Origin of the sequence: Sphingobacterium sp. UBA1897 (assembly GCF_002337775.1) — a bacterium.
Taxonomy (GTDB): Bacteria; Bacteroidota; Bacteroidia; order Sphingobacteriales; family Sphingobacteriaceae; genus Sphingobacterium; species Sphingobacterium siyangense.
Genome location: NZ_DDGR01000040.1, coordinates 92,604 through 117,812, shown reverse-complemented (window position 1 = coordinate 117,812; position 25,209 = coordinate 92,604). Strand labels below are relative to the sequence as shown.

Here is a 25,209-nt window from a genome sequence, read left to right as displayed (position 1 = left end):
ATGAGAAAATCAAAACCGAAAAAGAGAATCATTTTACCTGATCCAAAGTTTAATGACGTTCAGGTAACACGTTTCGTAAACAATATGATGGTAGATGGTAAAAAATCTATCGCTTATTCTATTTTTTACGACGCAGTAGAATTAGTAGAACAAAAAACACAAGAAAGCGGTTTAGAAGCTTGGAAAAAAGCTTTGAACAACGTTATGCCTGCTGTTGAAGTTAAATCACGCCGTGTTGGTGGTGCTAACTTCCAAGTTCCTATGGAAGTTCGTCCAGATCGTAAAATCGCTTTGGGTATGAAATGGTTAATTTCATACGCTCGTAAACGTGGTGAAAAAACAATGTTCGAAAAATTAGCAGGAGAAATCATTTCAGCTTCTAAAGGTGAAGGTGCTGCTGTTAAGAAGAAAGAAGATACGCACAAAATGGCGGAAGCTAACAAAGCGTTCTCACACTTCAGATTCTAATTTTGAAGACATTCAAAAAAATATGATTACACCGACCTCCGATAAAAACAATCTTTTATCAAGGTCGGTGTACTTATTTAACATTACATTTAAACACATAAGACCATTAAGGTCCGCTGCTTAAAAATATTATGGCAAGAGATTTAAAATTCACTAGAAATATCGGTATCGCTGCCCACATCGATGCTGGTAAAACTACAACAACTGAGCGTATCCTTTACTACTCAGGTGTAAACCACAAAATTGGTGAAGTTCACGAAGGTGCTTCTACAATGGACTGGATGGAGCAAGAAGCTGAACGTGGTATCACAATTACTTCTGCTGCTACAACCGTTTTCTGGAACTACCGTAACAACAAATACCAAGTAAACGTAATCGATACTCCTGGACACGTGGATTTCACGGTTGAGGTAAACCGTTCGTTACGTGTACTAGACGGATTAGTTTTCTTATTCTCTGCGGTTGATGGTGTTGAGCCTCAATCTGAGACTAACTGGAGACTAGCTGATGGATATAAAGTACCTCGTATTGGTTTCGTTAATAAAATGGACCGTTCAGGTGCTGACTTCTTAAAAGTTGTTGGCCAAGTAAAATCAATGCTAGGTTCCGATGCAGTAGCTTTACAATTGCCTATCGGTGCTGAAGATACATTCAAAGGTGTAGTTGACTTGATCAACAACCGTGGTATCGTATGGAATGAGCATGATAAAGGAATGACCTTTACAGAAGTTCCAATTCCAGAAGATATGTTGGATGAAGTTGCTGAATACCGTGAGAAATTATTGGAAGCTGTAGCTGGTTATGATGAGACTTTGATGGAGAAATTCTTCGAAGATCCAAATTCATTGACTGAGCGTGAAATCTTAGATGCTTTACGTAAAGCGGTATTAGATAATGCAATTGTTCCTATGGTATGTGGTTCATCTTTCAAAAACAAAGGTGTTCAAACCATGTTGGATCTAGTAATGGAATTATTGCCTTCACCTCTTGATATCGATGCTGTAAAAGGTACTAACCCTGATACAGGTGAAGAAATTTTACGTAAACCATCTGTAAACGAGCCTTTCGCAGCTTTAGGTTTTAAAATTGCGACTGACCCATTTGTAGGTCGTCTATGTTTTATCCGTGCTTACTCGGGTAAGTTAGATGCTGGTTCTTATGTATTGAACACTCGTTCAGGAAACAAAGAGCGTATCTCTCGTATCTTCCAAATGCACGCGAACAAACAAAACCCTATCCCTTTCATCGAGGCTGGTGATATCGGTGCTGTTGTAGGTTTCAAAGACATCAAAACTGGTGATACACTTTGTGACGAAAAAGCACCTATCATTCTTGAGTCTATGACTTTCCCTGAGCCAGTAATTGGTTTGGCGATTGAGCCTAAAACTCAAGCTGACGTTGATAGATTAGGTATTGGTCTTGGTAAATTGGCTGAAGAGGATCCTACATTCGTTGTAAAAACTGACGAAGAAACTGGTCAAACAGTTATCTCTGGTATGGGTGAGCTTCACTTAGAGATCTTGATCGACCGTTTGAAACGTGAATTTAAAGTAGAGGTTAACCAAGGTGCTCCTCAAGTATCATACAAAGAGTCTATCAACGGTACTACTGAGCACCGTGAGGTATTCAAAAAACAATCAGGTGGTCGTGGTAAATTCGCGGATATCAAAGTTGTTATTTCTCCAGCGGATGAAGATTTCGATTTATCAAAATCACCACTTCAATTCGTTAATGAAATTGTTGGTGGTAAAATTCCTAAAGAGTTTATCCCTTCAGTTCAAAAAGGATTTGAAACTTCAATGAAAAATGGTGTATTAGCAGGATTCCCATTATCAGGAATGAAAGTTCGTTTGATTGATGGTTCATTCCACGCTGTCGATTCAGATTCATTGTCTTTCGAATTAGCTGCTCGTCAAGCATACCGTGAAGGATTGCCTAAATGTTCTCCAGTGTTAATGGAACCAATTATGAAAATAGAGGTTTTAACACCAGAAGAAAACATGGGTGATGTAATGGGTGACTTAAACCGTCGTCGTGGTCAAATGCAAGGTTTGGATTCACGTAACGGTGTACAGGTAATCAAAGCATTGGTTCCACTTTCTGAAATGTTCGGTTACGTAACGCAATTACGTACAATCACTTCAGGTCGTGCAACATCGACAATGGAATTTGATCACTTTGAAGAAGCTCCTCGTAACGTTGCTGAAGAGGTGATTGCAAAATCAAAAGGTAAAATCAAAGGTTCTGTAGAATAATATAGAACTCAAAAATAAACCGACCGCTGGTTGTTAATAGCTCTAATCAGCGGTCATTTTTAAATAATATCATATACTATGAGCCAAAGAATCAGAATTAAATTGAAATCTTACGATTACAATTTGGTTGACAAATCAGCTGAAAAAATCGTAAAAACAGTAAAACCTACAGGTGCAGTTGTTAGTGGTCCTATTCCATTGCCTACTGAGAAAAAAATCTATACGGTATTACGTTCACCACACGTTAACAAAAAAGCACGTGAGCAATTCCAATTGTGTGCTTACAAAAGATTGTTGGATATCTATTCATCAAACGCTAAAACTGTTGACGCATTGATGAAACTTGAATTGCCTTCAGGTGTTGAAGTAGAAATCAAAGTGTGATAGATTTCAGTCACTGAAAAAAGAAGGGGCCTTTCGCAAGAAAAGCCCCTTTTTTTATTTGTTGTACTATACTTTCAGATTAGAATTGGTAACCAATACCTACTGAGAATAAGCGGTTTTTAATTGAAGATTCTCCAGAATCTTTAGCGATATTTGTTAATCCAAGACCATATCCGCCATTGATTAAAAATCCATTTGACAGTTTAAATCCTGCTAAAATATTTAAACCTGCGTCAAAAGTTTTAACACCGAAATCGCCGAAACTCCCACTTTCACTGACGTTACCACTTTTAGCCTTAGCGTGAATACCAAATCCTGCATAAGGGCCAGCCCCTAAAATAACATTTCCCACATCACCAGTAGGTATGCTATACACAAAATTTACAGGTACTTCAATATACATTAAATTTAACTTTGTATCCTCAACGTCTTTGCCTCCTTTACCTTGTAAGGACACTCCAGGTTGAATACTAAAATTATTTGCTAAAGGCATATCGGCATAACCAGTAACATAAAAATTAGTAGATGCATTAGATGTTTCACTTATATTGCCTTCTGAAGCCTTTAATTTTGAAAAATTTAGGCCAGCTTTTATACCATAAGAAGTCTGTGCCTTTGCTCCAACAATAAAACATAATGCCGCAGCGATTGAGAGTAATTTTCTTTTCATTAAAAATAAATTAAATATGAAACGAAAATAACATATTATTTAATGAAATACAAAAAGAAAATAACTGGCAATGTTTGAAATGATGAATTATGCATTTGCCTAATTGGCCAATATAATTGGTATGTTCCTATTGCTTCTATGAGGTGTTGTACCCAATGAACCAAATACATAAACTGTTTGTATCTACAATTCCTTCTCCTCATTTTCAATAATCTTCTTTTCAAGAGGATTTAACGTCCCAAATAAATCCTTATATACCTCATCTTTACTATCTTCTTCCCCTAAAAGAAATCCCCAAGGTTTAAGTTCTTTGATCCGGTCCATCACAATCTTAACGATAGCCAAAATTGGTATGGCCAGAAACATCCCCGAAATTCCCCAGATCATTTCACCAATAATAATGGAAAGCATCGCAAACAGCGAATTAACTTTCACCTTAGAACCCACAATCTTAGGGACAATAAAGTTGCTGTCGATCATATGTATAATAATGAGGGCGATGATGACCAGGACGACATGGGTAAAAGAAGATGTTGCAAACGTCAGAATGGCAATGATGAGCATGGAAGAGAAAATACCAACATAAGGCAGCACATTGAATACCCCGGTGATTAATGCCAAAAGCAGACTATATTTTACCCCAATCAACGAAAGGACAATAAAGACCAAAAGGGAAACCAAGCTCATTTGGATCAGTAGTCCGATCAGATATTTTTTGACGACATACTGAACTTGTTGAACAACGTCCAAAACAATCGGTCGGTCTTCTACACGATTGACAAATAAAAGAAACTTGACAATATGTCCCCTATATATCAGTAAGAAGAATGTGTAAAGAAAGGTAAAGACAAACAGAATAAACATCGACGACAGGGAAACCAATGCAGTACCTAAAAATAAAGTTCCCGAATCAACCGATTTTGATGCTGTTTTATTAATAAAATCAATCTGATCTTTATGCTGTATTCCAAACTGCTGGCTCACCCAGGTCTGTAGATTACCCACGCCATCCATGATCTGTTGCTTAAAAGCCGGGAAATCCTCTTTAAGGAGTGTAAGCTGAGAAGCTAATAGAAAAAGTCCGTAACCTAACACACCGAAAAATAAAATAACGCTCAATATGCCAGCCAATGTCCTTGGGAACCGCAGCTTCCGCTCCAAAAAATTACTTAACGGAATCAGCAGCAGCGAAAACAACAAGCCCAAAATCATGGGAATAAGTATGGTATCTCCGATCTTTGCCAAATATCCCAATAAAAGTATACTGATCAATACACAGGCAAGTTTGACATAAAAGGGTAAAGGAAGAAATCTTTTCATGCAGCAATCTTTTGAATAAAAATAACAATTTCGGTTGACTAAAGTTTAATCCAATAAAAAAGTCCCCACAAAATGCAGGGACTCTTTCCTCATAATAAGTTTAAGTACTTATATTTCTTATAGTCCGAAACCGATACCCACAGACCAAATACGATTTTTAGCCATATCACCTGACCCTGGAGCTAAGTTGGTTAAACCCAAACCATAACCAGCATTGATTTGAAAACCATTAGTCAATTGGTAACCAGCTAAGAAATTGATACCAAAGTCGGTACGTTTAAGATCATCATTTTCATTGCTACCAAAATTTAGATCACGTTCAATTTTCACATTTCCCTCGCCTAACTCTCCTTTACGTTTACCACTTAATCCGAATCCAACATAAGGTCCTGCACCAATAAAAAAGTTACCAGAATCTCCTGTAGGTAATTTAGCCACTAGGTTTACTGGAATATCAAGTGACATTACACTCTCTTTAATTTCAGAAGCTGAACCTGGTGTCCACTTTCCACCTTTATTTTGCAAAGACAGTCCCGGCTGAATAGAAAAATAAGGCGAAACGGGAGCGTCCAAATAACCCGTTACAAAAAATCCTGTATTTGATTGTGTGCTTTCATTACTTAAAGAATATTTAGGAATATTTACCCCCGCACGTAGTCCATATCCCAATCCACCTTGTGCAAAGGCTCCTAATGAACCAAATAAAATTGCTGCAGATAATAATAGTTTTTTCATGTTTCCTAATTTAATTTACTTTCTTCTTTTATCATTTCATCTCATAATTTCCTGTACGAGATTTATTACATTCCCATTTGCAATATCTATTCCAAAATCCATAAGCTATTAATTTACAAAGTAAAACATCACAAAAAAGTATCTTTTCACGATTTTGCATTGTCCTTTAAAAGATACAGTGATTGGTGTATTATTTCAATCTGATGGCGAGCTGCAATGGGATCGGTATTTGATTTTACAGAGGAAAGTGCTTTATCAAAAACGTCTTGGTTATCTCAAGCTGAAAACCCTCCGGTATGTTGCTGCTGACTATCGCTCAAAGGATCACACAGCAAAATACCAGCTTGGTTTTCAGACGGATGCTTAAAAACATAAAAGTTTTATCATAAAGATTTTTTAATTCCAATTATAAGTTTTATTTTTGCAGACCTTCAAAAGGAAAAAAATAGGGTCGGATGGCCGAGTGGCTAGGCTGAGGTCTGCAAAACCTCCTACAGCGGTTCGAATCCGCTTCCGACCTCGTTTTATTTTAAACAATAAAAATATTATCAAAATGGGAGTTACACGTTTAAAAAGAAAAGATAGAAGAAATAAAACTGTTTCACGTGTTGAAGTTCAGTTTTTGAAATTAGGAACTAACGTAGAGTTAGGTTCTAGATCAAAAATGAAAGCTAGCAACCAAATCGTTAAAAACGATGCTATCTTAAATCAATTAGCTTCAGAAGCTAAGTAGTAAGAAGAATTTAATAGCCTTTAAAGTACTACTTTAAAGGCTTTTTAATAGGTCCACCATTTGGTGGACTTTTTCTTTTGAGCTCATCCACTGTGCCTCATCCATTCCATTGACCTGACTCTGGTTAAACCTCATCTTCGACACATGCAATTCTTTCGCTGAGCTATGTATTGCAACTGCACCAGTTTGCGCTAAAATATGAACTATATTAGCTGCATCGACACCTGCACCAGGCATAATTACAACACGGCCATTTGCTTGTTGAACCAACTGTTTGAGTAATGGAGCTCCAGCTAAAGCAGAATTTTGAAGACCAGATGTCAAAATACGATCTATCCCCAGTTCAATGACATCTTCCAATGCCTGAAAAGGATCTTCCACGCGATCAAAAGCACGATGAAAGGTAACATGCATCGGACGTGCAGCTTCCACCAATCGCAAAGTATTCACTTTATCTACCGTACCATCTGCATTCAGCATACCTATTACAACACCATCTATCCCCAATTCCTTGCACAGCTGAATATCTGCTATCATTTCCAAGATCTCGGTTTCTGTATAAAGAAAATCACCTCCACGCGGCCTGATAAGCACATGAACACCAATATTCACCAATTCCCGCACTAACTGCAACTGACCAAATGAAGGAGTAGTGCCTCCGTTTTCCAAATTTTGACAAAACTCTACCCGAGTCGCTCCTCCTTGTTCGGCTTCAATTGCTGATGCTACGGAATTTGAACAGATTTCTAGTTGGTAATTTCCAATTGCCTTTTCCTTCATTATATTATATCTTAAGCTATTTTTCGTTTACGCGAATAACGTAAAAAAAAAGGAAATAACCTACTCCCCTACTTATGGTCAAACTAGTATAAGCTTTAGAAAAGACTACAGTTAAAAAGATACTTTACCTTCATGGTAAATTTTGCTTCTAGACAAAGATCTACAACTTTAGCTTATAATGATGTACCTCTACTTTTTTCCACTTCCAATCTGGTCCTTTTGAGGTACTCATGCCACCTGACAGCTCCCTTGAAGAAGGAGGGTCTAAGAAACGCTCCCGTTTAATATAAGTTGGCAATTGGAAGCCAGGCGATGTATTTAGCGTTTCAAAACATTCCCGCGCGAGTTTCATAATGTCATTCCGATTTTCTGCATTGCTTTCAATTCGACTTCCTATATAAGATGTCGGACCATACAATTGCTCATAAATTGCTGAATCTTCAAAAGGTTTGAATTTCAGACGCATCATTATTTGTACCAATAGAGCATACAAATCATTGTCCGTTGGTGTCAGAACCAACTTATCCAACACCTTTGGTATCAACTCCCACATCATCAATTCAACCACTAAATCTTTGGTGTTCTCGCCAATAAAATCGAGTGTAGGCCACATCTGGTCCACATATCGTACAACGGAATCTCTATTTCCATGCAAAGCAACCAACTGTCTATTGCTCCAATATTCCAGCGGTATGTCCCCTCGATAAAAGACTCCAAATATATGTTGACCTTTCAACCGCCCCAAGGAACCACAATTTTGCATCTCAAACTCAGGTGCAAGCATACAGTAACTAAACATATCACGCGTATTTAGCGTTTTAAATGTTTGTACCGAAAGAGAATTCCATAAAGCAGGATAACGTTCCCTATCCAAACTATCTTCTCCTGATACCAATCTATACACGTAATAGTCTTTCAGTAATATTCGCAAGATTGCTTCACGACCACCAAGGGGATAATTTCTAGACTTAATCTTCCCCATTCTTCCGAGATATCTGGGCAACTGATCGTTTATAAATTTTGTAGAATCTTTCAGCTTATATTGGCCATGACACATGGGCAAGCTGCATACCAACAGTAGTGCTAAAAAAAGGACATAGTACCTCCTCTTCTTTAAGAAATCAACAAAACTAGATGCTAACATAGTTAATACATTTTCAGTGCATTGGCTGCAATACAGCATATTAAATATACTTAAAATTAAATAGTATTAAATAAATTAGGTTTCAAAAAAAATCTACGATTTGAAAACGGGACCAAAAACCAAAAAAACTCAGTTCCGTTTTAAGCTCAGTCTCTTCTTTTATATACAAAAATCATAACCGAATTTTAGACATGTAAAACATTCGGCTGAACTATTTGTATATACCTTACATGCTTTTATTTAAATAACTAAAAACCAAGCGCATACATTTTTAAGTAAAATATCATGGCAATTATATCAAAAAACATGGAGACCCAAGAAAAGATCATCAGTACTTTTGAAGAGCTCCAAAAAGCTATATATGACCTGAAACATCAAATTGTTGAATTTGAATTGCTTTTTAATCAGGCTTGCAACAGACATATTGACTCCAATTTCCAAAAGGAATGGTTGCTGGACCGAATATCTTCACGTCATGATATGATTACACTTCGACATGATGCCATGCTGCTTATTCGGGACACTGTCTCTGCGTTCCGGGATTTCGACGGTTATTTTCTAGATCTCAAACAGCTACTCCAATCGATCGAGTTACTTATGCTGAACCATGCCGATGAGGAAGAGTATGAAATTGCAGCTATTATCAAAAAATGGTATGAAAAATTTGCCCAAGCGATTGATTTCGTTGGTGACTTAACCTATTAAGTCGCTGTTTTATTATACTTTTGCAGCATTGTAAAATATTGAGAAATGCGCAAACCACCAGCTATCGTAGACTTACACACCGATACTTTCCTTGAAGATTGGGAAGATTATTCGCCAGAGGAGCTCTTACAAGAATCCATTGATTTTATGCGATCTAATCTAGATGCAGCTATTTATTGGGAAATGAACGAAATAAAGTTTATTCATGGCAAGGGAAAAGGAATGTTAAAAAAAATGGTTTTTGAAGAGTTGCAAGAGTACAAAGCTCACGGCTCCATTGAACGCTATTACACCTCCTACCAGAATGAAGATATTGTAGTAGTTGTCATAGGGATTTAAAAAGGCTACCTTTTCAGATAGCCTTTGTATCATGTTATGCTATTTAATAGCTGGAGTAATAATCACTTTTCGGAATTCCACGGGACCATGATCCCCTTGGAAATAAATTGGTCCCGGCTCTGCCTCTTTACTATCCAAAGCACCGCCCGTTATACCAGGGATTTCTTGGTTACTGATAACAGTCTTTCCGTTTGCCACAACCGTCACTAGACGTCCTACCAATGTAATATCATAGGTTTGCCATTCTCCGGCTCCTTTATTGACCATTTCATTTGCAGCTAAGAAGCCGTATACCCCTGCGAAAAGCACAGCATTAGGATGTGCATCTTTGGGGCTATCTTCTATCTGAACCTCATAACGGCCCCTTAAGTAGACACCACTATTACTTCCTGCTGGAATTTTAAATTCAACATGTAATTTAAAATCTTCAAATTTTTGCTCAGAGACCAAATTAGAACCAGATTGCGGGCTAGTCAAAATTCCGTTTTTCACCACCCACTGATTCGTTTTACCGGTAGCTTTCCATCCTGACAGATCCTTGCCGTTGAACAGCTGAATGGGCTTACCCCATTTTACTGCAGCTGTTCGCTTCAGCTCCGGAGCACGAACACCTTTAAAGCGATATGTTTTCCCATCAGGCTCTGTTATTGTCCCTTGCAATACACCGTTTACAACCTCTCCTTCAACACTTAGATTCATCTTTCCGCCTTCCCATTGGGGTGGGATAGCAAATCTAAACTTTCCTTTCTCATAAAACACCTGCGAAACTGGCCGAGCACTTCCGGAAGTACTCACATAATGACCGACTAAAGTTCTATAGCCCGACAATTTTACCTCCAACCAGGATGGTGCAGGGGTACCATTAATATCAACTTCGATGTCCCATCGACCAATCAGCTCTTTGCCTTCTACGTCTTGTTGATAATGACTGGATTCTCCGATTGAATGTTTAGCAAAGGTTACTTGCGGTAATGCACAAGAGGCCAAAATTCCTAAAAGAAATGCCGCTTTTCTGTTCATATTATTTATGTTTATATTCTAGTTGACAATAAATTTCAAGCAATTTAACTGTTTAACAGCGGGTTTACAAGGATATAATGTTAAAAAATGCGAAGAATGCACCTGGTCGTAAGTTCGCCTTAATACCCTGAAACAAAAAAAGCCCTAACTTTCGTTAGAGCTTTTCTCGTCGGGGTGGCAGGATTCGAACCTACGACCTCCACATCCCAAATGTGGCGCGATACCGGGCTACGCTACACCCCGAAAAGGTATCACCTTTGTTTTGTGTGGCACAAAAGTAAACTAAAAATATGTTTTTTTCAAAAATATTCTTCACATAACACCTAACAAGCTGACTTATTGTAAAATAATTTACAAAACATTTAAAACACATATCGATTTCGATCCAAAATAATTTTAAAAACCAGCATGACTGCCCTGAATAGCGAAGTTAACGCTTAGCTAGCTGAAATAGTGGGATTGGCAGGCCCTGACTGAGTCTCCTCCGGATCAAACTCAATAATATCCTAAGGCTGTAGGTTCGCCTTCTTGCCCCAAAACGAAAAAAGCCCTAACTTTCGTTAGAGCTTTTCTAGTCGGGGTGGCAGGATTCGAACCTACGACCTCCACATCCCAAATGTGGCGCGATACCGGGCTACGCTACACCCCGAAAAGGTATCACCTTTGTTTTGTGTGGCACAAATATACGCTTCTTACAAATTATTTGCAAATGAAATACATAAAATAAAACTAACAAGTTGTTATATTGCGACATACTCTTTGCCCTGACGATACATAGCTCTCCTTTATACATCAAATCTAATGCTATTTCGAATATTTGTCACTTCGATCAAGCGCTCACCTGTCAATTAAAATCTTTTTGACCTCCCAACTGTAGCCTGTTCGAATATGAACATGAAGTGTTCGAATCCAAACACTTTAACCACAAAAAGAAAGAATACAATCTATTGACTAAAAACACTTTAGCCCTTTGGCCGCTTTTTTGAAATTGACTCATTGCACATTTTTTCAAAAATAGAAATCAACCTATCCTTCAACGGGATTGATTACCATAAGTTCAGAATGAACACTTATAACAAAAAGTATGATAAAGACCTATTTCCAAATCGCCTGGAGAAACCTTATTAAGAACAAGGTTTTTTCCTTTATCAATATCCTTGGCTTAACAATAGGCATCACCGTCTGCGCAATGATATTCCTGTTTATCGCCAATCAGTTTAGCTTTGACAAGTTTCACAGCCAAGGTGACCGGATCTATCGGGTCATGCGTGGCTTTGACAACACCAAAGACCGCGCTCCTTATTTATCTGCACCCTATGCCACCGCCTTAATAACCGATTATCCGGATGATATCAAAAAAGCTGTACGGGTAATGCCTGCCAATGGGTTATTCTCTTTTGGCAATATCGCATTCAATGAAAAGAAACTCTTTATTGCAGATGACGATTTCTTTGAACTATTTAGTTTTCCGCTCATCAAGGGAAATCCAATGACTGTTTTAAAAAATCCAACAAGTGTTGTATTAACGGAAAAAACTGCGAAAAAATATTTTGGAGATGAGAATCCCATCGGTAAAATACTACAGCTTGATAAAACGAAACAATTAACCGTTACCGGGATTGCAAAAGATCTTCCGGTCAATTCGCATCTGGAATTTGATCTTATCATTCCATTATCCAATTATATCAATACCGAACCGTTCAAAGCTTGGCAAAACAACAATTTATTCACTTACATCCTACTTGACGAACATAAAGATGTTAGGCAACTGGAAAAGCAATTTCCCGATTTCATGAATAGGCATATGAAAGCAGTTTCTACCAATATGGGTATCCATTTTGATCTTGCCCTTACACCGCTAAAAGATGTCTATCTTGAATCCCACAGCGCATTTGACAGCGCAAAACATGGTGACAAGAAAGTTATTTACATTTTTCTCTCCATCGCCATCCTTATATTGATTATCGCCTGCATCAATTTCATGAATCTCTCGACAATACGTGCAGTTGACCGATCAAAAGAAGTTGGTTTAAGAAAGGTACTTGGAGCACAACGTCTTCAATTAATGGGGCAGTTTATCGGAGAATCCATTTTATTAACCACCATATCCTGCATACTCGCCATGTGCCTACTGCAACTACTCATGCCTGTATATAATCAACTATTGGGATACACCCTAACGGTCCCATGGAATTCATGGCCAATCTATATTTTTTTGATTGCAATTATTGTCATAGTAGGGCTATTAGCCGGAAGTTACCCTGCCTTATACCTTTCAACCTTCTCCCCTATACAGGCATTAAAAGGTAAATTGCGCTTGGGCAAGGGTGGCACACTGTTCCGACATACGCTGGTTGTGTTCCAATTCAGCATATCCATTTTACTTATCATCGGTACACTGATTATCTCCAAGCAGATGAAATATGTGAAAGAACTAGGGCTCGGCTACGACAACCAACAGACTGTGGTTATTCCAATAGACAATGAAGAACTGTACAACAACCTTCGTACCTTCAAAAACGAATTATCTGTGAGCAGTGATATTGCATCGGTCTCCTTTATGTCCGGTGAACCAGGAGGCTTCTTCGATAGCCATACGTTTGAAGTGGAGAGTAAAAATGGGGAGAAGTGGAGATCAAGGACGGAATTCACCGATTTCGACTATGTAAGCACGCTAAACCTCAAAATAATTGCAGGCCGAAACTTTTCAGCGCAATACCCCACCGACTCCACTAGCGCTGTATTAGTTAACCGTACTGCAACATCGATGCTCGGATTTACCCCCGAACAGGCCATTGGAAAATGGATAAAAAATACGATCCGCGATCAATCCCCCAGAAAAATCATTGGTGTAATAGATGATTTTAACTTCCTATCTCTAAAAGAAAACATGGATGCATTAGTTATTGCCCCTTCTGATGATCTAAGGGTAGCCCTCATTCGCTTAAACACAAAAGATTTCCCTGTAGCGCTAAAAACTATTAAAACTGCATTTGGGAAAGTAGCTCCTTTATACCCTTTTGAATACAGCTTTTTGGACCAGAAATTCGACACGCTATACAAAACCGATCTTAGGCAACAACGTATACTCAGTCTTTTTTCCGGATTAGCTATATTTATCGCTTGCCTGGGCCTATATGGTTTAGCCTCTTTTACGGCCGCCAAACGAAACAAAGAGATTGGAATCCGAAAAGTGCTGGGCGCTTCGGTATCGGGCGTTACTACTTTATTGTCCAGAGATTTTATAAAACCCGTATTAGTTGCCTTGATAATTGCCTCGCCGATTGCCTGGCTAGTGATGAACAAATGGTTGGAAGACTTTGCCTACCGCATCCAAATCCAATGGTGGATGTTTGTGCTCGCAGGACTGGTAACAATAGGTATCGCATTGATTACGGTAAGCTGGCAGGCCATTCGAGCAGCCGTAGCTAATCCTGTAAACAGCTTGCGGGACGAATAAAAGGAAGGAAACAAAAAAAGCTCTAACGTCCGTTAGAGCTTTTAAGTCGGGGTGGCAGGATTCGAACCTACGACCTCCACATCCCAAATGTGGCGCGATACCGGGCTACGCTACACCCCGAAAAGGTATCACCTTTGTTTTGTGTGGCACAAATATCGAATCATTTTTTGACTTTGTCAACACCCTGCAGAAAATTAATCACTAAATAGCTGATTGATTGCACAATATTTTTACACAAAGCACATATTCTATTGAATTTAGTAATTAAAAACCCTCTCCATATAGCCTACAAAGGAATATTCAAAATATCTTTAGATTATCCATTTCATTTTCATATCTTTGCATCCGATTTGAATATCAGTCAATAGTTTTTTAAAAAAGTATTTTTATATTCAGAAAATAAGTCGTAATATTGCATTCCGATTTTTACAGGATATAAATCGTTAATAATTACTCGAAATCATGGATTTAGTAAAATTTGTAGAAGAACAAGCGGTAGTAAAGAATGAAATTCCCGCTTTCAAAGCTGGAGATACCGTCAGCGTTCATTATAAAATTCGCGAAGGAAATAAAGAGCGTGTACAGGTGTACCAAGGTGTAGTAATTCAATTAAACAGCGAAGGTGCTAACGCTACTTTTACCGTTCGTAAAATCTCAAACGGTGTAGGTGTTGAACGTATTTTCCCTGTAAACTCACCAAACATTGAAAAAATTGAAGTAAACAGCTACGGTAAAGTTCGTCGCGCGAAATTATTCTATTTACGCGGCCTTACTGGTAAAGCTGCTCGTATTAAATCGAAAAGAATCTAATTACGACTATTACAGCATAAAAAAAGGCTCTGAATATATTCAAAGCCTTTTTTTATTGACTATATTGCCCTGGCTTCTCAAACGCAGACAGCACAACCAACTTCCTTCTGTAATAAATTTAGGACAATTAGATAATGTCCTTCAAAATTCCAACCCTCTTTTTGCCGCGCTAAAACATTTTACTTACTTTTAGCACCGTATCTGAAAGGTAGAATCGTAGATGATTACAATAGCGGAAAACAAACTGGTATTGTTTCATCCCAACTTGGCTACCGCTAAAAATCAAACTGTATCTTGATGAGAACTATAGCTTTTATCCTTACTTTTATCATCTATCCGACCTTTATTTTTGCACAACGAAATCTGAATGAATTTCTTCAGCTACAGTCGCGCCCTCAAACGTATTATGTACTTCCAGTAACAGATGCGATCACGATTGACGGAAAGGACAGTGAAGCTTCCTGGTCAAAAGCGATATGGACAGATTCTTTTAAGGATATTGAGGGATCAAATAAACCTGCCCCTACTTTTAAGACACAAGTCAAGATGCTTTGGGACAAAGAAAATCTTTACATTTTTGCTAAGCTTCAAGAACCCCATATCAAAGGATATTTAAGACAAAAAGATACAATCATCTATCATGACAATGATTTTGAGATCTTTCTCAAGCCAAATCTATTATCGCCAGAATATATAGAGATTGAAATAAACGCATTAAATACCGTAATGGATCTTTTGATGACTAAACCTTATCGCTTTGGCGGCAGGGCTAATCTAAATTGGGACACAAAAGATATGGAAAGTGCAGTCTATCATGCTGGGTCCATCAACAATCCTCAAGACAAGGATGAATTTTGGACTGTGGAAATGAAAATACCTGTAAAAAGTCTAAAATACTTTGGCGAAGGAAATCAGATTAAAGCAAATGAAACCTGGAAGATAAACTTCTCACGTGTTCAGTGGCATTATGACAACACCGAAACAACCTACAGCAAGAGAAAAGACAACACGGGTAAGACGCTCGCTGAAGAGAACTGGGTATGGTCTCCAATCGGCCTCGTTAATATGCATTACCCTGAGCGATGGGGACATATAAAATTTGTTAACGACACAGACCATCAACCTATCGATGAGCAATTCCTCGCACTCGAAAAAGTTACCTGGAATATCTTTTACCTGCAACAGATCTATAGAAAGGATAAAAAACGCTATGCAACGTCAATTCAGGAGCTAAGCAAATTATATCCTGAAATTATAAATGAGCACAAAAATTATGAGATTGTATTTTCAAACAGTAATAATTTCTATCGCATTGAAATCAAGTCAAAAGCACAGCCTACATTAAAGACAACAATAGATAGCCAAGGTAATATCTATTTTTAATTTAATTAATCGAGCCATCTTCAATTCTGATTTTGAATAAAAATTGCTATCTTTGTATCCCGTACATAGAGCAACTATTATTGGTCATTTTGACCACATAAAATTGAAAATCCTTTAATTGTTATGACTAAATATATTTTTGTTACGGGCGGCGTTACTTCGTCGTTGGGGAAAGGTATTATTGCTGCCTCCCTTGCTAAACTTCTCCAAGCGCGTGGCTATAAAGTTACCATTCAAAAATTCGACCCTTACATTAACATCGATCCAGGAACATTAAATCCATATGAACATGGAGAATGTTATGTTACAGAAGATGGCGCTGAAACAGACCTTGACTTAGGTCATTACGAGCGCTTCCTGAATGTCCCTACCTCACAAGCAAATAACGTCACGACAGGCCGCATCTATCAACACGTTATCCAACAAGAACGTGAAGGTGCATATTTAGGAAAAACCGTTCAAGTGATTCCCCATATCACCGATGAGATAAAACGCAGAATGCAACTGTTGGGTGAGTCCGGCAAATATGACATTATCATCACTGAATTGGGCGGAACTGTAGGCGATATTGAGTCCTTACCGTTTGTGGAGGCCGTAAGACAGCTTCGCTGGGAATTAGGAGCCAATAATTCACTGGTTATCCATTTGACTTTAGTCCCTTATTTGGCTGCTGCTGGTGAGCTTAAAACAAAACCTACCCAGCATTCCGTAAAAACATTATTGGAATATGGTGTACAACCTGATATTCTAGTATGTCGTACTGAACATAAATTATCGCAAGAAATCCGTAAAAAATTAGCGCAATTCTGTAATGTCAACATCAACGCCGTCGTAGAATCTATCGATGCGTCGACGATTTATGATGTCCCATTATTGATGTTGAAGGAGAATCTTGATAAAACAGCATTAACAAAGCTAAAACTTTCCAACAAAAATGAGCCTGATCTAGAAAACTGGAAAAACTTTTTAGGTAAGCTCAAAAACCCGACAAGTGAAGTTAATATTGCTTTGGTCGGAAAATATGTTGAGCTTCCAGATGCTTACAAGTCTATTATCGAAGGATTTATCCATGCGGGCGCAACAAACGAATGTAAAGTAAAAGTGAGCTATATTGCTGCTGAAAGTGTTACAAAAGAAAATGTTGCTGAAAAGCTGAAAGGTATGGATGGAGTTTTGGTTGCTCCGGGTTTCGGTGAACGCGGCTTGGATGGTAAGCTAAATGCTATTCAGTATGTTCGTGAAAATAATATTCCGTTCTTTGGTATCTGCTTAGGTATGCAATGTTCGGTTATCGAATTCGGAAGAAACGTATTGGGATTAAAAGATGCCAACAGTTTTGAAATGGATGCCAACACCAGCAATCCGGTCATCAATTTGATGGAAGAGCAAAAAAATATCACCAATATGGGCGGTACAATGCGTTTAGGTGCTTACGACTGTGAAATTAAAAAAGGAACTAAGGCCTTTGCCATCTATGGTAAAACAAAAATTTCTGAAAGACACCGTCACCGTTATGAGTTTAACAATGACTATTTAAAACAATATGAAGCAGCTGGAATGATTGCTTCAGGATTCAATCCGGAGACTGGATTAGTTGAAATTGTCGAATTGAAAAACCATCCATTTTTCGTTGCCGGACAATTTCATCCAGAATTAAAGTCAACTGTTGCAAATCCTCACCCACTTTTTGTTAGCTTTGTAGCCGCTGCTTTGGCCAACAAAAAATCAAAGTAGTAATAGAAGGATACAATTAATTAAGTTTAATTATTAAAAATGGATAGAAATACCCTAATTGGTTTGGTCCTGATGTTTGCTATCATCACTGGTTCATTTTACCTGATGAAGCCTTCAGAATCGGAAATCAAACAAGAACAAGCGAGACAAGAGGCTAAAGCGCGCACAGAAAAAGGACTGCCTGCCGAAAGTGACTCTACCGCTAAAGCCAAAGCAGCACAAACAGCAGTGATTGCTGATTCGGCGGAATTGAAAAAGCCTTTTGGTGCGACAAAATTTGGAACGGAGAAAGTCATTACGATTGAAAACGAGAAAATCATTGCCAAAATCAGTACAAAAGGTGGTAAGGTTAAATCCGTAGAACTAAAAGGCGAAAAGAATTTCAATGGAAAACCTTTGATGCTTTTTGATGGTGAGGACAATAAGTTTGGTTTTCAATTTAACGCAGCTGGTCAAAACGTATCAACAAATGATTTATACTTCAATACAGAATCTTCGGATATCCAAGTTTCTGGTGAAGGTAAACAATCTGTAAAATTCCGACTAAATTACAGTGCCGAACAGTATATTGAATATGTGTACTCGATTGCTGGTAAAGGCTATAATGTTGGACTGGATATTAACACAAAAGGGATACAGAATTTAATTCCGCAGAGTCAAAAAACGTTGACCCTTAACTGGAACACCGCGTTGAGACAAAAAGAGCAAAACATAGAATCTGAAAGACAGAAATCTACACTTTATTATAAAGAAGATAATAAAGTAGATCATCTTTCAGAATCAAAAGATGCGGATGAAGCATTGGAGAAAAAAGTACAATGGATTGCATTCAAGCAGCATTACTTTTCTAATATCCTCAGCACTAAAGATGGTTTTGTCAATGCAAAAGTGGATGTAAAACATGCTTCAGAAACCGACATCGTCAAATTCTATAATACAAACGCAGAATTGGCATTTGATAATCATAAGGACAATAACTATTCCTTAAACTTCTTCTTTGGACCAAATCAATACAATGTATTGAAGGCCGAGGGTAATGACTACCAATCGATCATCAATATGGGTTGGGGCCCTATGCGTTGGATCAACCAATGGATTACAGTACCTGTATTTAACTTCCTGGATGGTTTCCATATGAGCTACGGTATCGTTATCCTTTTATTGACATTGATGTTGAAGCTGATTCTTTCACCAATGACCTACAAGTCTTATGTCTCTATGGCAAAAATGCGTGTATTAAAACCGCAGCTGGATGAGATCAAAGCAAAAGTGGGTGAAGATAATCAAATGTTGATGCAGCAGGAGCAAATGAAATTGTACAAACAGGTTGGTGTAAATCCACTTGGTGGATGTCTTCCGCTTGTCCTACAAATGCCATTTACAATTGCGTTCTTCTACTTCTTTCCAAATTTATTTGAATTGAGAGGACAAAGCTTCTTGTTTATGAAGGATATGTCAACCTATGATACACTGTTTACATTTGCACCTATTTTTGGATCATTCAACCACATCTCTTTGATGTGTATCTTGATGACATTGACAACATTGTTGACGACTTGGTATAACAACGCTACATCTGGTGCTACAGGACAAATGAAATACATGGGCTATATCATGCCTTTGATTTTCTTCTTTGTTTTGAATAGCTTCCCAGCAGGTTTGAACTACTACTATTTCTTAAGTGCATTATTTACGTTCTTGACTCAGTTGGTTATTCGCACCATGGTGAATGATGAGAAAATCTTAGCTAAATTGGAGGAAAATAAAAAGAATCCAAAAGCAGATAAAAAATCGAGCTTCCAAACGAAAATGGAAGAGATGATGCGTGCACAACAACAAGCACAACAAAATAAAAACAAATCGTAAGATTTATCATACTGATAAAGAAGGCTTCCAAATTGGAAGCCTTCTTTGTTTGTGAACTTTTGTAGCATTTCGTCAAACCAAACGTTAAAAAGGGTGTTAATAGGTTAAAATTTAGAATATGAACTTTAAAAACATCGCCATATTGGCCATCTTAATCGTTAGTCTTGGAAGTTGCTCTGTGATCAAGAAGAACGCGAATGAGCAGAACACAGACAGTAGCATGTCGTCAGTAATTGGAAAAAAATGGCAATTGATTGAAATCAATGGACAGCCTGTAGCGGATCAGATCAACGGCAAAATGCCTTACCTCCAGCTGGACGAAAAAAGTTACAGTGCAAGTGGCGGATGTAATGGCATCGGTGGAGAATTGACATTATCAAAAAATGGAAAGATTAAATTTGCTCAGGGCATGTCTACGATGATGGCCTGTCCGGATATGTCTATTGAACAAGCTTTATCCAAAAACCTGACTGCTGCAGATAATTATACGGTTAAGGATGGCATTCTTAGCCTGAACAAAGCTAAGATGGCTCCCCTGGCAAAATTTAAGTTAATTCAGAACAATAAACAAGAACTTAGTGGAACTTGGGAACTTGATTATATATCCGGCCCACGGATCGCTTTCGATGGTCTATATCCCAATCGTAAACCAACAATGACATTTGATGCTGCCAGTGGTAAAGTAAACGGAAATAGTAGCTGCAATAACTACAATACGACTTTTAAAACCAATGGAAATACCATTAATTTTGGCCCGATTATGTCAACTAAAATGGCCTGCGAAGGTAATGGTGAAGCAACTTTCTTTTCGACATTGGAAAAGGTAAACACCTATAGTGTAAGCGAGAATACCTTGACATTTATCATGGGAGATATTGCTATTATGCGATTTAAACGGAAATAGAAAATTGCTTTTTTGCTCCAACTGAAGTAAAAAGGGCATTGTTTAAAAAACAACGCCCTTTTTATGTATTAAGCGATATTTGGCAACAGGAAGTCAAAAACCAGCCGGATCTCGCCTAAACAAAGGCACTAAATCCAGTTATACTTCTACCAACTATGAGTGAATTGATTTCTTTTGTCCCCTCATAGGAATAAATTGCTTCGGCATCGGCCAAAAACCGTGCGACATTATACTCCAACAGAATACCGTTTCCACCCATGACCTCTCGAGCCTTGGAAACAATATCTCTCGTACGTAAAGAACAGAAGACTTTAGCCAGCGAGGCATGTTCATCTTTTAGTTCACCTTTATCCTGTAATTCAGATAATCTGAAGACAAGCGTTTGCATAGCTGTTAAATTGGACAACATTTCAACCAGGTGATTTTGAATAAGTTGAAAAGAAGCGATTGGTTTACCAAATTGCTTCCTTTTACGCGTATAATCCAAGGCATTTTCATAAGCACCCCGCGCACATCCTACGGCCATCCAAGCGACACCTGCTCGCGTCATCTGAAGAACCTTTCCTGTATCTTTAAAGGAATTCGCATTTTGCAGGCGATCACTTTCTGGAACGATACAATTCGCTAAAGTAATAAGGCCATTCTGCACAATGCGCAAAGCCATCTTATCTTTAATTTTTTCAACTGAAAAACCTGGATTATCCTTTCGTACAATAAACCCCTTAACTTCGCCATCATCAAGATCCCTTGCCCATACGATTGTGATATCGGAAAAGGTGGAATTCCCGATCCATTTTTTTTGACCATTTAAGACCCAACCTTCAGCTGTCTTCCTACAGGTCGTTGTCAATCCGCCTGCTGCTCCCGACCCTACTTCGGGCTCTGTTAAACCAAAAGCACCAATCACTTGCATCTGCTGCATTTTGGGCAGCCACTCTTGTTTTTGCTCTTCGGATCCGCAAATATAAATTGATCCCATGGCTAAACCACTCTGTACGCCAAAGAAAGTCGCTACAGAAGCATCTACCCGTGCTATCTCCGCCGCTATGATCCCTTCCATTAATGAACTTCCCCCCATACAACCATACCCATCGTAGGTATAGCCACAAATATTTAAAGCTGCTAGTTTCGGTACTATTTCAAAAGGGAACTCATCTCTTAACCAATATTTATTGACGATTGGCTTAACTTCGGTCTCCATAAACTCCCTTACCTTCAATTGCAATGCACGATCTGAATCGTTTAATTTGCTATCCATAGCATAGAAATCACCATTAATAGGCGGTAATTCCTTTTTTTCTTTTCCTGCACTTAGCATTTTCATTAAACCATGAAGCTGCTTATCATCCATTTTTGATACGGCATCCATGACTGCTCCCAAATCCACTTTCTTCGATATTTCTTCCAATTTGCCAAAGTCTATTGATTTTGCCAAATCCATTATATTCTTTACTTTATCAAACATAACTGCAATTTCTTTTTAAGTGTTTACTTCTTAAAATAAGAAAAATAATCCAAAATTGTTTGGAAATGACATGATACGACATGATGGAATTATCCGGTAAACAAACGAATGGACAATATCTTACCTTATATCGCCCAATCCCCTATCAATAAAATAGTGGAATCAGGAATGTTTTGAATAAAACATAGAATTATAAATAAATGAAAAACAATGTGTTAAAAATATTTTTAAAAAAACATCATTTTTTGGGTTACCTTTTTTGGTTACGTGTATTAAGAGATGAAAAAGAAAATTATTTCAATTTAAATTAGAAAATTAGAAAATGAAAAACGCATTAAAATTCGGTTTCTTAGGTTTAGCTTTAACTGTAGCTTTCGCATCTTGTAACAATTCAGAGAAAAAAGCTGAAGGTGCTGCAGATTCAGCTTCTGCTTTAGTTGATTCAGCTGCTAACACATTAGATTCAGCTGCTACTAAAGTTGATTCAGCTGCTGCTAAAGTTGATTCAGCTGCTGCTAAAGTTGATTCAGCTGCTACTAAATAATTCAGGACTGAATAAAGCTTTTGGAAGGCCTTTTTTACGAAAGGCCTTTCTTTTTTTAAAAAAAATAAATACAGGGGTTACCTTTTTGGTTTAATGGTATTAACTCCTAAATAACAAGATTTAAAAATATTTTAATTTTAATAAAATGAAAAACGCATTCAAATTCGGTTTCTTAGGTTTAGCTTTAACATTGGCTTTCGCATCATGTGGTGAAACAGCTAAAAAAACTGACGCTGCTACTGATTCAGCTAACGTTGCTTTAGATTCAGCTAACACGCAATTGGATTCAGCAAAAACTGCTGTAGATTCAGCTGCTGCTAAAGTTGATTCAACTAAAGCTGCTCACTAATTCTCTGAAAAAGAATTTACACCGTATAAAAAGCTTCCTTCAACAAGGAGGCTTTTTTTATATCTACACCAATTAAATTGCTAAGCTCCAAGCATTTTTTTACCTTTGCCAAAAATCATTCAATCTATGGCTTTATCATCTTTAACAGCAGTTACGCCTATTGACGGACGCTATTACAATAATACTAATGAACTTTCAGCATTTTTTTCCGAATTTGCTTTAATAAAATATCGTGTACGCGTAGAGGTCGAATATTTTATTGCATTAAGTGAATCCGGTATTGCTCAATTACAACAGTTTGACAAAACACTCAATGAAAAATTGCGGGATATCTACAGGAATTTTTCTGAAGAAGATGCCATTTGGATCAAAAACACAGAAAAAGTTACGAACCATGATGTTAAAGCAGTTGAATATTTTCTAAAAGATCAATTTGAAAAATTAGGATTACAGGACTACCTTGAATTCATCCATTTTGGTTTGACTTCACAAGATATCAATAACACAGCGATTCCACTTTCCTGGAAAGAAGCCATTAAAGAAAGTTATACACCGGCAATAGAAGAGTTGCTTCATGAGTTAAAATCATTAGCAACGTCATGGTCAGACATCCCGATGTTGGCACGTACCCATGGACAACCGGCATCTCCAACTCGTTTGGGTAAAGAGTTTTATGTTTTTATCGAACGCATAGAACATCAATTGCAACTATTACATCAAGTACCGTATTCCGCTAAATTTGGTGGCGCAACTGGTAATTTTAATGCGCATCACGTTGCATATCCAGCGACAAATTGGATCAATTTTGGGAATAATTTTGTAAACAATATCTTGGGGTTAGACCGTTCACAAACGACCACACAGATTGAGCATTACGATAACTTTGCGGCGAGCTGTGATGCCTTAAAACGGATAAACAATATTGTCATCGATTTATGCCGTGACATTTGGACATATATTTCGATGGAATATTTTAAACAAAAAATCACTGCTGGTCAAATCGGTTCTTCGGCTATGCCACATAAAGTCAACCCGATTGACTTTGAAAATGCAGAAGGAAATTTAGGTATTGCAAATGCCATTTTTGAGCACCTTGCGGCTAAGTTACCAGTTTCCCGCCTTCAACGAGATTTAACAGATTCTACGGTATTACGTAATATTGGTGTTCCGTTTGCACATACCCTAATTGCTATTAAATCGACTTTGAGAGGGTTACGCAAATTGATTTTAAACGAACAGGCGTTGGCCAATGATCTTGAAAATAATTGGGCTGTTGTTGCGGAGGCACTACAAACTATATTGAGAAGGGAAGGCTATCCAAAGCCGTATGAAGCTTTAAAAGACCTAACACGTACCAACACACATGTTACAAAAGAAACGATAGCAACATTTGTTGATAATCTAAATGTATCAGCGGAAGTTAAAGAGGAACTGAAAGCGATCAGTCCTTCTAACTACACAGGTGTCACTTTATAAGCTTTTACTTATAGATGACCTTAACAAAGCTTCATTTGACCTATATTTGCTTGGAATAAAAATAGATACTACATGGCTACGATTAACGTATATACAGAGTCTACACCCAACCCTTCTACAATGAAGTTCTTGGTCAATAAATTGTTGATCAACGGTAGTGTGGATTTTCCAAATAAAGAAGCAGCACAAGATTCACCGTTTGCACTTGAATTATTCAAATTTAACTTTGTAAATGGGGTATTTTTTGCAAGTAACTTCGTGACCATTACCAAAACTGAAGATGCGGAATGGGAAGACATTGAAGCCTTGCTAAAAGACTTTGTAAAAGGTGCTGTAGAGTCTGAACTTGCTGTAAAAACGGTACACCACGATACAGAGGTTAATTTTGAAGGTACTGAAACTGAAGTGAAGATACAACAAGTATTACATGATTATGTAAGACCTGCTGTTGAACAAGATGGTGGAGCAATCCATTATAAATCCTTCAACGAAGGTATTGTGACAGTTGAACTAAAAGGTTCTTGCAGTGGTTGTCCATCTTCGACAATCACATTAAAAGCAGGAATTGAGGGATTGTTGAAACGCATGGTTCCAGAAGTGACTGAAGTTGTCGCTGAGGCCATGTAATCACAGCTATTCGATACAATAAAAAAAGGATTCAGTAA

General features: G+C 37.8%; 24 protein-coding genes and 4 tRNA genes. 18 read left to right on the top strand and 10 right to left on the bottom strand.

Annotation, left to right across the window (positions count from 1 at the left end; translation table 11 throughout):
• From rpsG to rpsJ, 3 genes are all read left to right on the top strand, one after another.
• Positions 1 to 468 carry a 30S ribosomal protein S7 gene (gene rpsG / locus B4N43_RS24755; RefSeq protein ID WP_046671863.1) on the top strand — a complete coding sequence of 156 codons (468 nt, stop codon included), beginning with the start codon at positions 1 to 3 and terminating at the stop codon, positions 466 to 468.
• 131 nt (positions 469 to 599) lie between these two features.
• Positions 600 to 2,723, top strand: a complete 2,124-nt coding sequence (gene fusA / locus B4N43_RS24750; RefSeq protein ID WP_088162893.1) for an elongation factor G — start codon at positions 600 to 602, stop codon at positions 2,721 to 2,723.
• Between the two features lie 78 nt (positions 2,724 to 2,801).
• Positions 2,802 to 3,107, top strand: a complete 306-nt coding sequence (gene rpsJ / locus B4N43_RS24745) for a 30S ribosomal protein S10 (RefSeq protein WP_028070501.1) — start codon at positions 2,802 to 2,804, stop codon at positions 3,105 to 3,107.
• 79 nt (positions 3,108 to 3,186) lie between these two features.
• Here rpsJ and B4N43_RS24740 read toward each other — a convergent pair whose 3' ends face one another.
• The 3 genes from B4N43_RS24740 to B4N43_RS24730 all read right to left on the bottom strand — a co-directional run bounded on the left by B4N43_RS24740 (position 3,187) and on the right by B4N43_RS24730 (position 5,832).
• Positions 3,187 to 3,777 (bottom strand): porin family protein, encoded by a 591-nt coding sequence (locus tag B4N43_RS24740; protein ID WP_286736829.1) that lies wholly within the window; start codon positions 3,775 to 3,777, stop codon positions 3,187 to 3,189.
• 183 nt (positions 3,778 to 3,960) lie between these two features.
• Positions 3,961 to 5,097, bottom strand: coding sequence for an AI-2E family transporter (locus B4N43_RS24735; RefSeq protein WP_286736827.1), 1,137 nt, complete (start codon positions 5,095 to 5,097; stop codon positions 3,961 to 3,963).
• A 117-nt stretch (positions 5,098 to 5,214) separates the two neighbouring features.
• Entirely contained in the window at positions 5,215 to 5,832 is a 618-nt protein-coding gene (locus tag B4N43_RS24730) for a porin family protein (protein WP_075994116.1), read from the bottom strand.
• 178 nt (positions 5,833 to 6,010) lie between these two features.
• Here B4N43_RS24730 and B4N43_RS24725 point away from each other — a divergent pair, with 178 nt between their 5' ends.
• The 3 genes from B4N43_RS24725 (at position 6,011) to B4N43_RS24715 (ending at position 6,565) form a co-directional block, all read left to right on the top strand.
• On the top strand, positions 6,011 to 6,199 hold the full coding sequence (locus tag B4N43_RS24725; protein WP_286736824.1) for a hypothetical protein: 189 nt from the start codon (positions 6,011 to 6,013) through the stop codon (positions 6,197 to 6,199).
• A gap of 82 nt (positions 6,200 to 6,281) precedes the next feature.
• Positions 6,282 to 6,352: transfer RNA gene (locus tag B4N43_RS24720), tRNA-Cys, on the top strand.
• 33 nt (positions 6,353 to 6,385) lie between these two features.
• Complete coding sequence (locus B4N43_RS24715) at positions 6,386 to 6,565, top strand: hypothetical protein (RefSeq protein ID WP_046671880.1); 180 nt, start codon at positions 6,386 to 6,388, stop codon at positions 6,563 to 6,565.
• A gap of 33 nt (positions 6,566 to 6,598) precedes the next feature.
• On the opposite strand, the gene B4N43_RS24710 is transcribed toward B4N43_RS24715, so the two are convergent.
• Together B4N43_RS24710 and B4N43_RS24705 are read right to left on the bottom strand one after the other, a co-directional pair.
• The gene (locus B4N43_RS24710) at positions 6,599 to 7,345 is read right to left on the bottom strand and encodes a copper homeostasis protein CutC (protein WP_286736822.1); all 747 of its coding nucleotides are present in this window, start codon (positions 7,343 to 7,345) and stop codon (positions 6,599 to 6,601) included.
• Between the two features lie 160 nt (positions 7,346 to 7,505).
• Positions 7,506 to 8,327, bottom strand: a complete 822-nt coding sequence (locus B4N43_RS24705; protein WP_157626215.1) for a hypothetical protein — start codon at positions 8,325 to 8,327, stop codon at positions 7,506 to 7,508.
• Positions 8,328 to 8,774: 447 nt separating this feature from the next.
• Here B4N43_RS24705 and B4N43_RS24700 point away from each other — a divergent pair, with 447 nt between their 5' ends.
• Entirely contained in the window at positions 8,775 to 9,194 is a 420-nt protein-coding gene (locus tag B4N43_RS24700) for a hypothetical protein (RefSeq protein ID WP_075994119.1), read from the top strand.
• A 45-nt stretch (positions 9,195 to 9,239) separates the two neighbouring features.
• The gene (locus B4N43_RS24695) at positions 9,240 to 9,533 is read left to right on the top strand and encodes a Smr/MutS family protein (RefSeq protein WP_075994120.1); all 294 of its coding nucleotides are present in this window, start codon (positions 9,240 to 9,242) and stop codon (positions 9,531 to 9,533) included.
• Between the two features lie 39 nt (positions 9,534 to 9,572).
• Here the strand turns inward: B4N43_RS24695 and B4N43_RS24690 are convergent, their stop codons facing one another.
• From B4N43_RS24690 to B4N43_RS24680, 3 genes are all read right to left on the bottom strand, one after another.
• Complete coding sequence (locus tag B4N43_RS24690) at positions 9,573 to 10,553, bottom strand: 3-keto-disaccharide hydrolase (RefSeq protein WP_075994121.1); 981 nt, start codon at positions 10,551 to 10,553, stop codon at positions 9,573 to 9,575.
• Positions 10,554 to 10,722: 169 nt separating this feature from the next.
• Positions 10,723 to 10,796: transfer RNA gene (locus B4N43_RS24685), tRNA-Pro, on the bottom strand.
• A 332-nt stretch (positions 10,797 to 11,128) separates the two neighbouring features.
• Positions 11,129 to 11,202: transfer RNA gene (locus B4N43_RS24680), tRNA-Pro, on the bottom strand.
• Positions 11,203 to 11,637: 435 nt separating this feature from the next.
• Here B4N43_RS24680 and B4N43_RS24675 point away from each other — a divergent pair.
• Positions 11,638 to 14,013: an ABC transporter permease gene (locus tag B4N43_RS24675; RefSeq protein ID WP_075994122.1), complete on the top strand. Its 2,376-nt coding sequence runs from the start codon at positions 11,638 to 11,640 to the stop codon at positions 14,011 to 14,013.
• A 46-nt stretch (positions 14,014 to 14,059) separates the two neighbouring features.
• On the opposite strand, the gene B4N43_RS24670 is transcribed toward B4N43_RS24675, so the two are convergent.
• Positions 14,060 to 14,133, bottom strand: a tRNA-Pro gene (locus B4N43_RS24670).
• 342 nt (positions 14,134 to 14,475) lie between these two features.
• On the opposite strand from B4N43_RS24670, the gene rplS reads away from it, so the two are divergent.
• From rplS to B4N43_RS24645, 5 genes are all read left to right on the top strand, one after another.
• Positions 14,476 to 14,823, top strand: a complete 348-nt coding sequence (gene rplS, locus B4N43_RS24665; protein ID WP_075994123.1) for a 50S ribosomal protein L19 — start codon at positions 14,476 to 14,478, stop codon at positions 14,821 to 14,823.
• A 297-nt stretch (positions 14,824 to 15,120) separates the two neighbouring features.
• Positions 15,121 to 16,206, top strand: a complete 1,086-nt coding sequence (locus tag B4N43_RS24660; protein ID WP_248932530.1) for a carbohydrate-binding family 9-like protein — start codon at positions 15,121 to 15,123, stop codon at positions 16,204 to 16,206.
• A gap of 123 nt (positions 16,207 to 16,329) precedes the next feature.
• On the top strand, positions 16,330 to 17,940 hold the full coding sequence (locus B4N43_RS24655; protein ID WP_088162903.1) for a CTP synthase: 1,611 nt from the start codon (positions 16,330 to 16,332) through the stop codon (positions 17,938 to 17,940).
• Positions 17,941 to 17,979: 39 nt separating this feature from the next.
• Positions 17,980 to 19,806, top strand: a complete 1,827-nt coding sequence (yidC, locus tag B4N43_RS24650; RefSeq protein ID WP_120333254.1) for a membrane protein insertase YidC — start codon at positions 17,980 to 17,982, stop codon at positions 19,804 to 19,806.
• A gap of 118 nt (positions 19,807 to 19,924) precedes the next feature.
• Positions 19,925 to 20,710: an META domain-containing protein gene (locus B4N43_RS24645; protein WP_088162905.1), complete on the top strand. Its 786-nt coding sequence runs from the start codon at positions 19,925 to 19,927 to the stop codon at positions 20,708 to 20,710.
• A gap of 115 nt (positions 20,711 to 20,825) precedes the next feature.
• Here the strand turns inward: B4N43_RS24645 and B4N43_RS24640 are convergent, their stop codons facing one another.
• Entirely contained in the window at positions 20,826 to 22,175 is a 1,350-nt protein-coding gene (locus B4N43_RS24640) for an acyl-CoA dehydrogenase family protein (RefSeq protein WP_198385988.1), read from the bottom strand.
• A 322-nt stretch (positions 22,176 to 22,497) separates the two neighbouring features.
• Between B4N43_RS24640 and B4N43_RS24635 the strand changes: the two genes are divergently transcribed.
• The 4 genes from B4N43_RS24635 to B4N43_RS24620 all read left to right on the top strand — a co-directional run bounded on the left by B4N43_RS24635 (position 22,498) and on the right by B4N43_RS24620 (position 25,171).
• Positions 22,498 to 22,719 (top strand): hypothetical protein, encoded by a 222-nt coding sequence (locus tag B4N43_RS24635; protein ID WP_075994129.1) that lies wholly within the window; start codon positions 22,498 to 22,500, stop codon positions 22,717 to 22,719.
• 145 nt (positions 22,720 to 22,864) lie between these two features.
• Complete coding sequence (locus B4N43_RS24630) at positions 22,865 to 23,068, top strand: hypothetical protein (RefSeq protein WP_088162907.1); 204 nt, start codon at positions 22,865 to 22,867, stop codon at positions 23,066 to 23,068.
• 126 nt (positions 23,069 to 23,194) lie between these two features.
• Positions 23,195 to 24,544: an adenylosuccinate lyase gene (gene purB / locus B4N43_RS24625; protein WP_286736818.1), complete on the top strand. Its 1,350-nt coding sequence runs from the start codon at positions 23,195 to 23,197 to the stop codon at positions 24,542 to 24,544.
• A gap of 72 nt (positions 24,545 to 24,616) precedes the next feature.
• A complete protein-coding gene (locus tag B4N43_RS24620; RefSeq protein WP_088162909.1) occupies positions 24,617 to 25,171 on the top strand; it encodes a NifU family protein in 555 nt (184 codons plus the stop codon).
• Positions 25,172 to 25,209 lie beyond the last annotated feature (38 nt).

Coding starts and splice junctions, on each gene's coding strand:
- B4N43_RS24655 (WP_088162903.1), top strand. CDS start 16,330: ATGACTAAATATATTTTTGTTACGGGCGGCGTTACTTCGTCGTTGGGG.
- B4N43_RS24700 (WP_075994119.1), top strand. CDS start 8,775: ATGGCAATTATATCAAAAAACATGGAGACCCAAGAAAAGATCATCAGT.
- B4N43_RS24675 (WP_075994122.1), top strand. CDS start 11,638: ATGATAAAGACCTATTTCCAAATCGCCTGGAGAAACCTTATTAAGAAC.
- B4N43_RS24630 (WP_088162907.1), top strand. CDS start 22,865: ATGAAAAACGCATTCAAATTCGGTTTCTTAGGTTTAGCTTTAACATTG.
- B4N43_RS24635 (WP_075994129.1), top strand. CDS start 22,498: ATGAAAAACGCATTAAAATTCGGTTTCTTAGGTTTAGCTTTAACTGTA.
- rpsJ (WP_028070501.1), top strand. CDS start 2,802: ATGAGCCAAAGAATCAGAATTAAATTGAAATCTTACGATTACAATTTG.
- B4N43_RS24735 (WP_286736827.1), bottom strand. CDS start 5,097: ATGAAAAGATTTCTTCCTTTACCCTTTTATGTCAAACTTGCCTGTGTA.
- B4N43_RS24645 (WP_088162905.1), top strand. CDS start 19,925: ATGAACTTTAAAAACATCGCCATATTGGCCATCTTAATCGTTAGTCTT.
- B4N43_RS24705 (WP_157626215.1), bottom strand. CDS start 8,327: ATGGGGAAGATTAAGTCTAGAAATTATCCCCTTGGTGGTCGTGAAGCA.
- B4N43_RS24690 (WP_075994121.1), bottom strand. CDS start 10,553: ATGAACAGAAAAGCGGCATTTCTTTTAGGAATTTTGGCCTCTTGTGCA.
- rpsG (WP_046671863.1), top strand. CDS start 1: ATGAGAAAATCAAAACCGAAAAAGAGAATCATTTTACCTGATCCAAAG.
- B4N43_RS24710 (WP_286736822.1), bottom strand. CDS start 7,345: ATGAAGGAAAAGGCAATTGGAAATTACCAACTAGAAATCTGTTCAAAT.
- B4N43_RS24660 (WP_248932530.1), top strand. CDS start 15,121: ATGAGAACTATAGCTTTTATCCTTACTTTTATCATCTATCCGACCTTT.
- B4N43_RS24640 (WP_198385988.1), bottom strand. CDS start 22,175: ATGTTTGATAAAGTAAAGAATATAATGGATTTGGCAAAATCAATAGAC.
- yidC (WP_120333254.1), top strand. CDS start 17,980: ATGGATAGAAATACCCTAATTGGTTTGGTCCTGATGTTTGCTATCATC.
- B4N43_RS24715 (WP_046671880.1), top strand. CDS start 6,386: ATGGGAGTTACACGTTTAAAAAGAAAAGATAGAAGAAATAAAACTGTT.
- purB (WP_286736818.1), top strand. CDS start 23,195: ATGGCTTTATCATCTTTAACAGCAGTTACGCCTATTGACGGACGCTAT.
- B4N43_RS24620 (WP_088162909.1), top strand. CDS start 24,617: ATGGCTACGATTAACGTATATACAGAGTCTACACCCAACCCTTCTACA.
- B4N43_RS24695 (WP_075994120.1), top strand. CDS start 9,240: ATGCGCAAACCACCAGCTATCGTAGACTTACACACCGATACTTTCCTT.
- B4N43_RS24730 (WP_075994116.1), bottom strand. CDS start 5,832: ATGAAAAAACTATTATTATCTGCAGCAATTTTATTTGGTTCATTAGGA.
- rplS (WP_075994123.1), top strand. CDS start 14,476: ATGGATTTAGTAAAATTTGTAGAAGAACAAGCGGTAGTAAAGAATGAA.
- fusA (WP_088162893.1), top strand. CDS start 600: ATGGCAAGAGATTTAAAATTCACTAGAAATATCGGTATCGCTGCCCAC.
- B4N43_RS24740 (WP_286736829.1), bottom strand. CDS start 3,777: ATGAAAAGAAAATTACTCTCAATCGCTGCGGCATTATGTTTTATTGTT.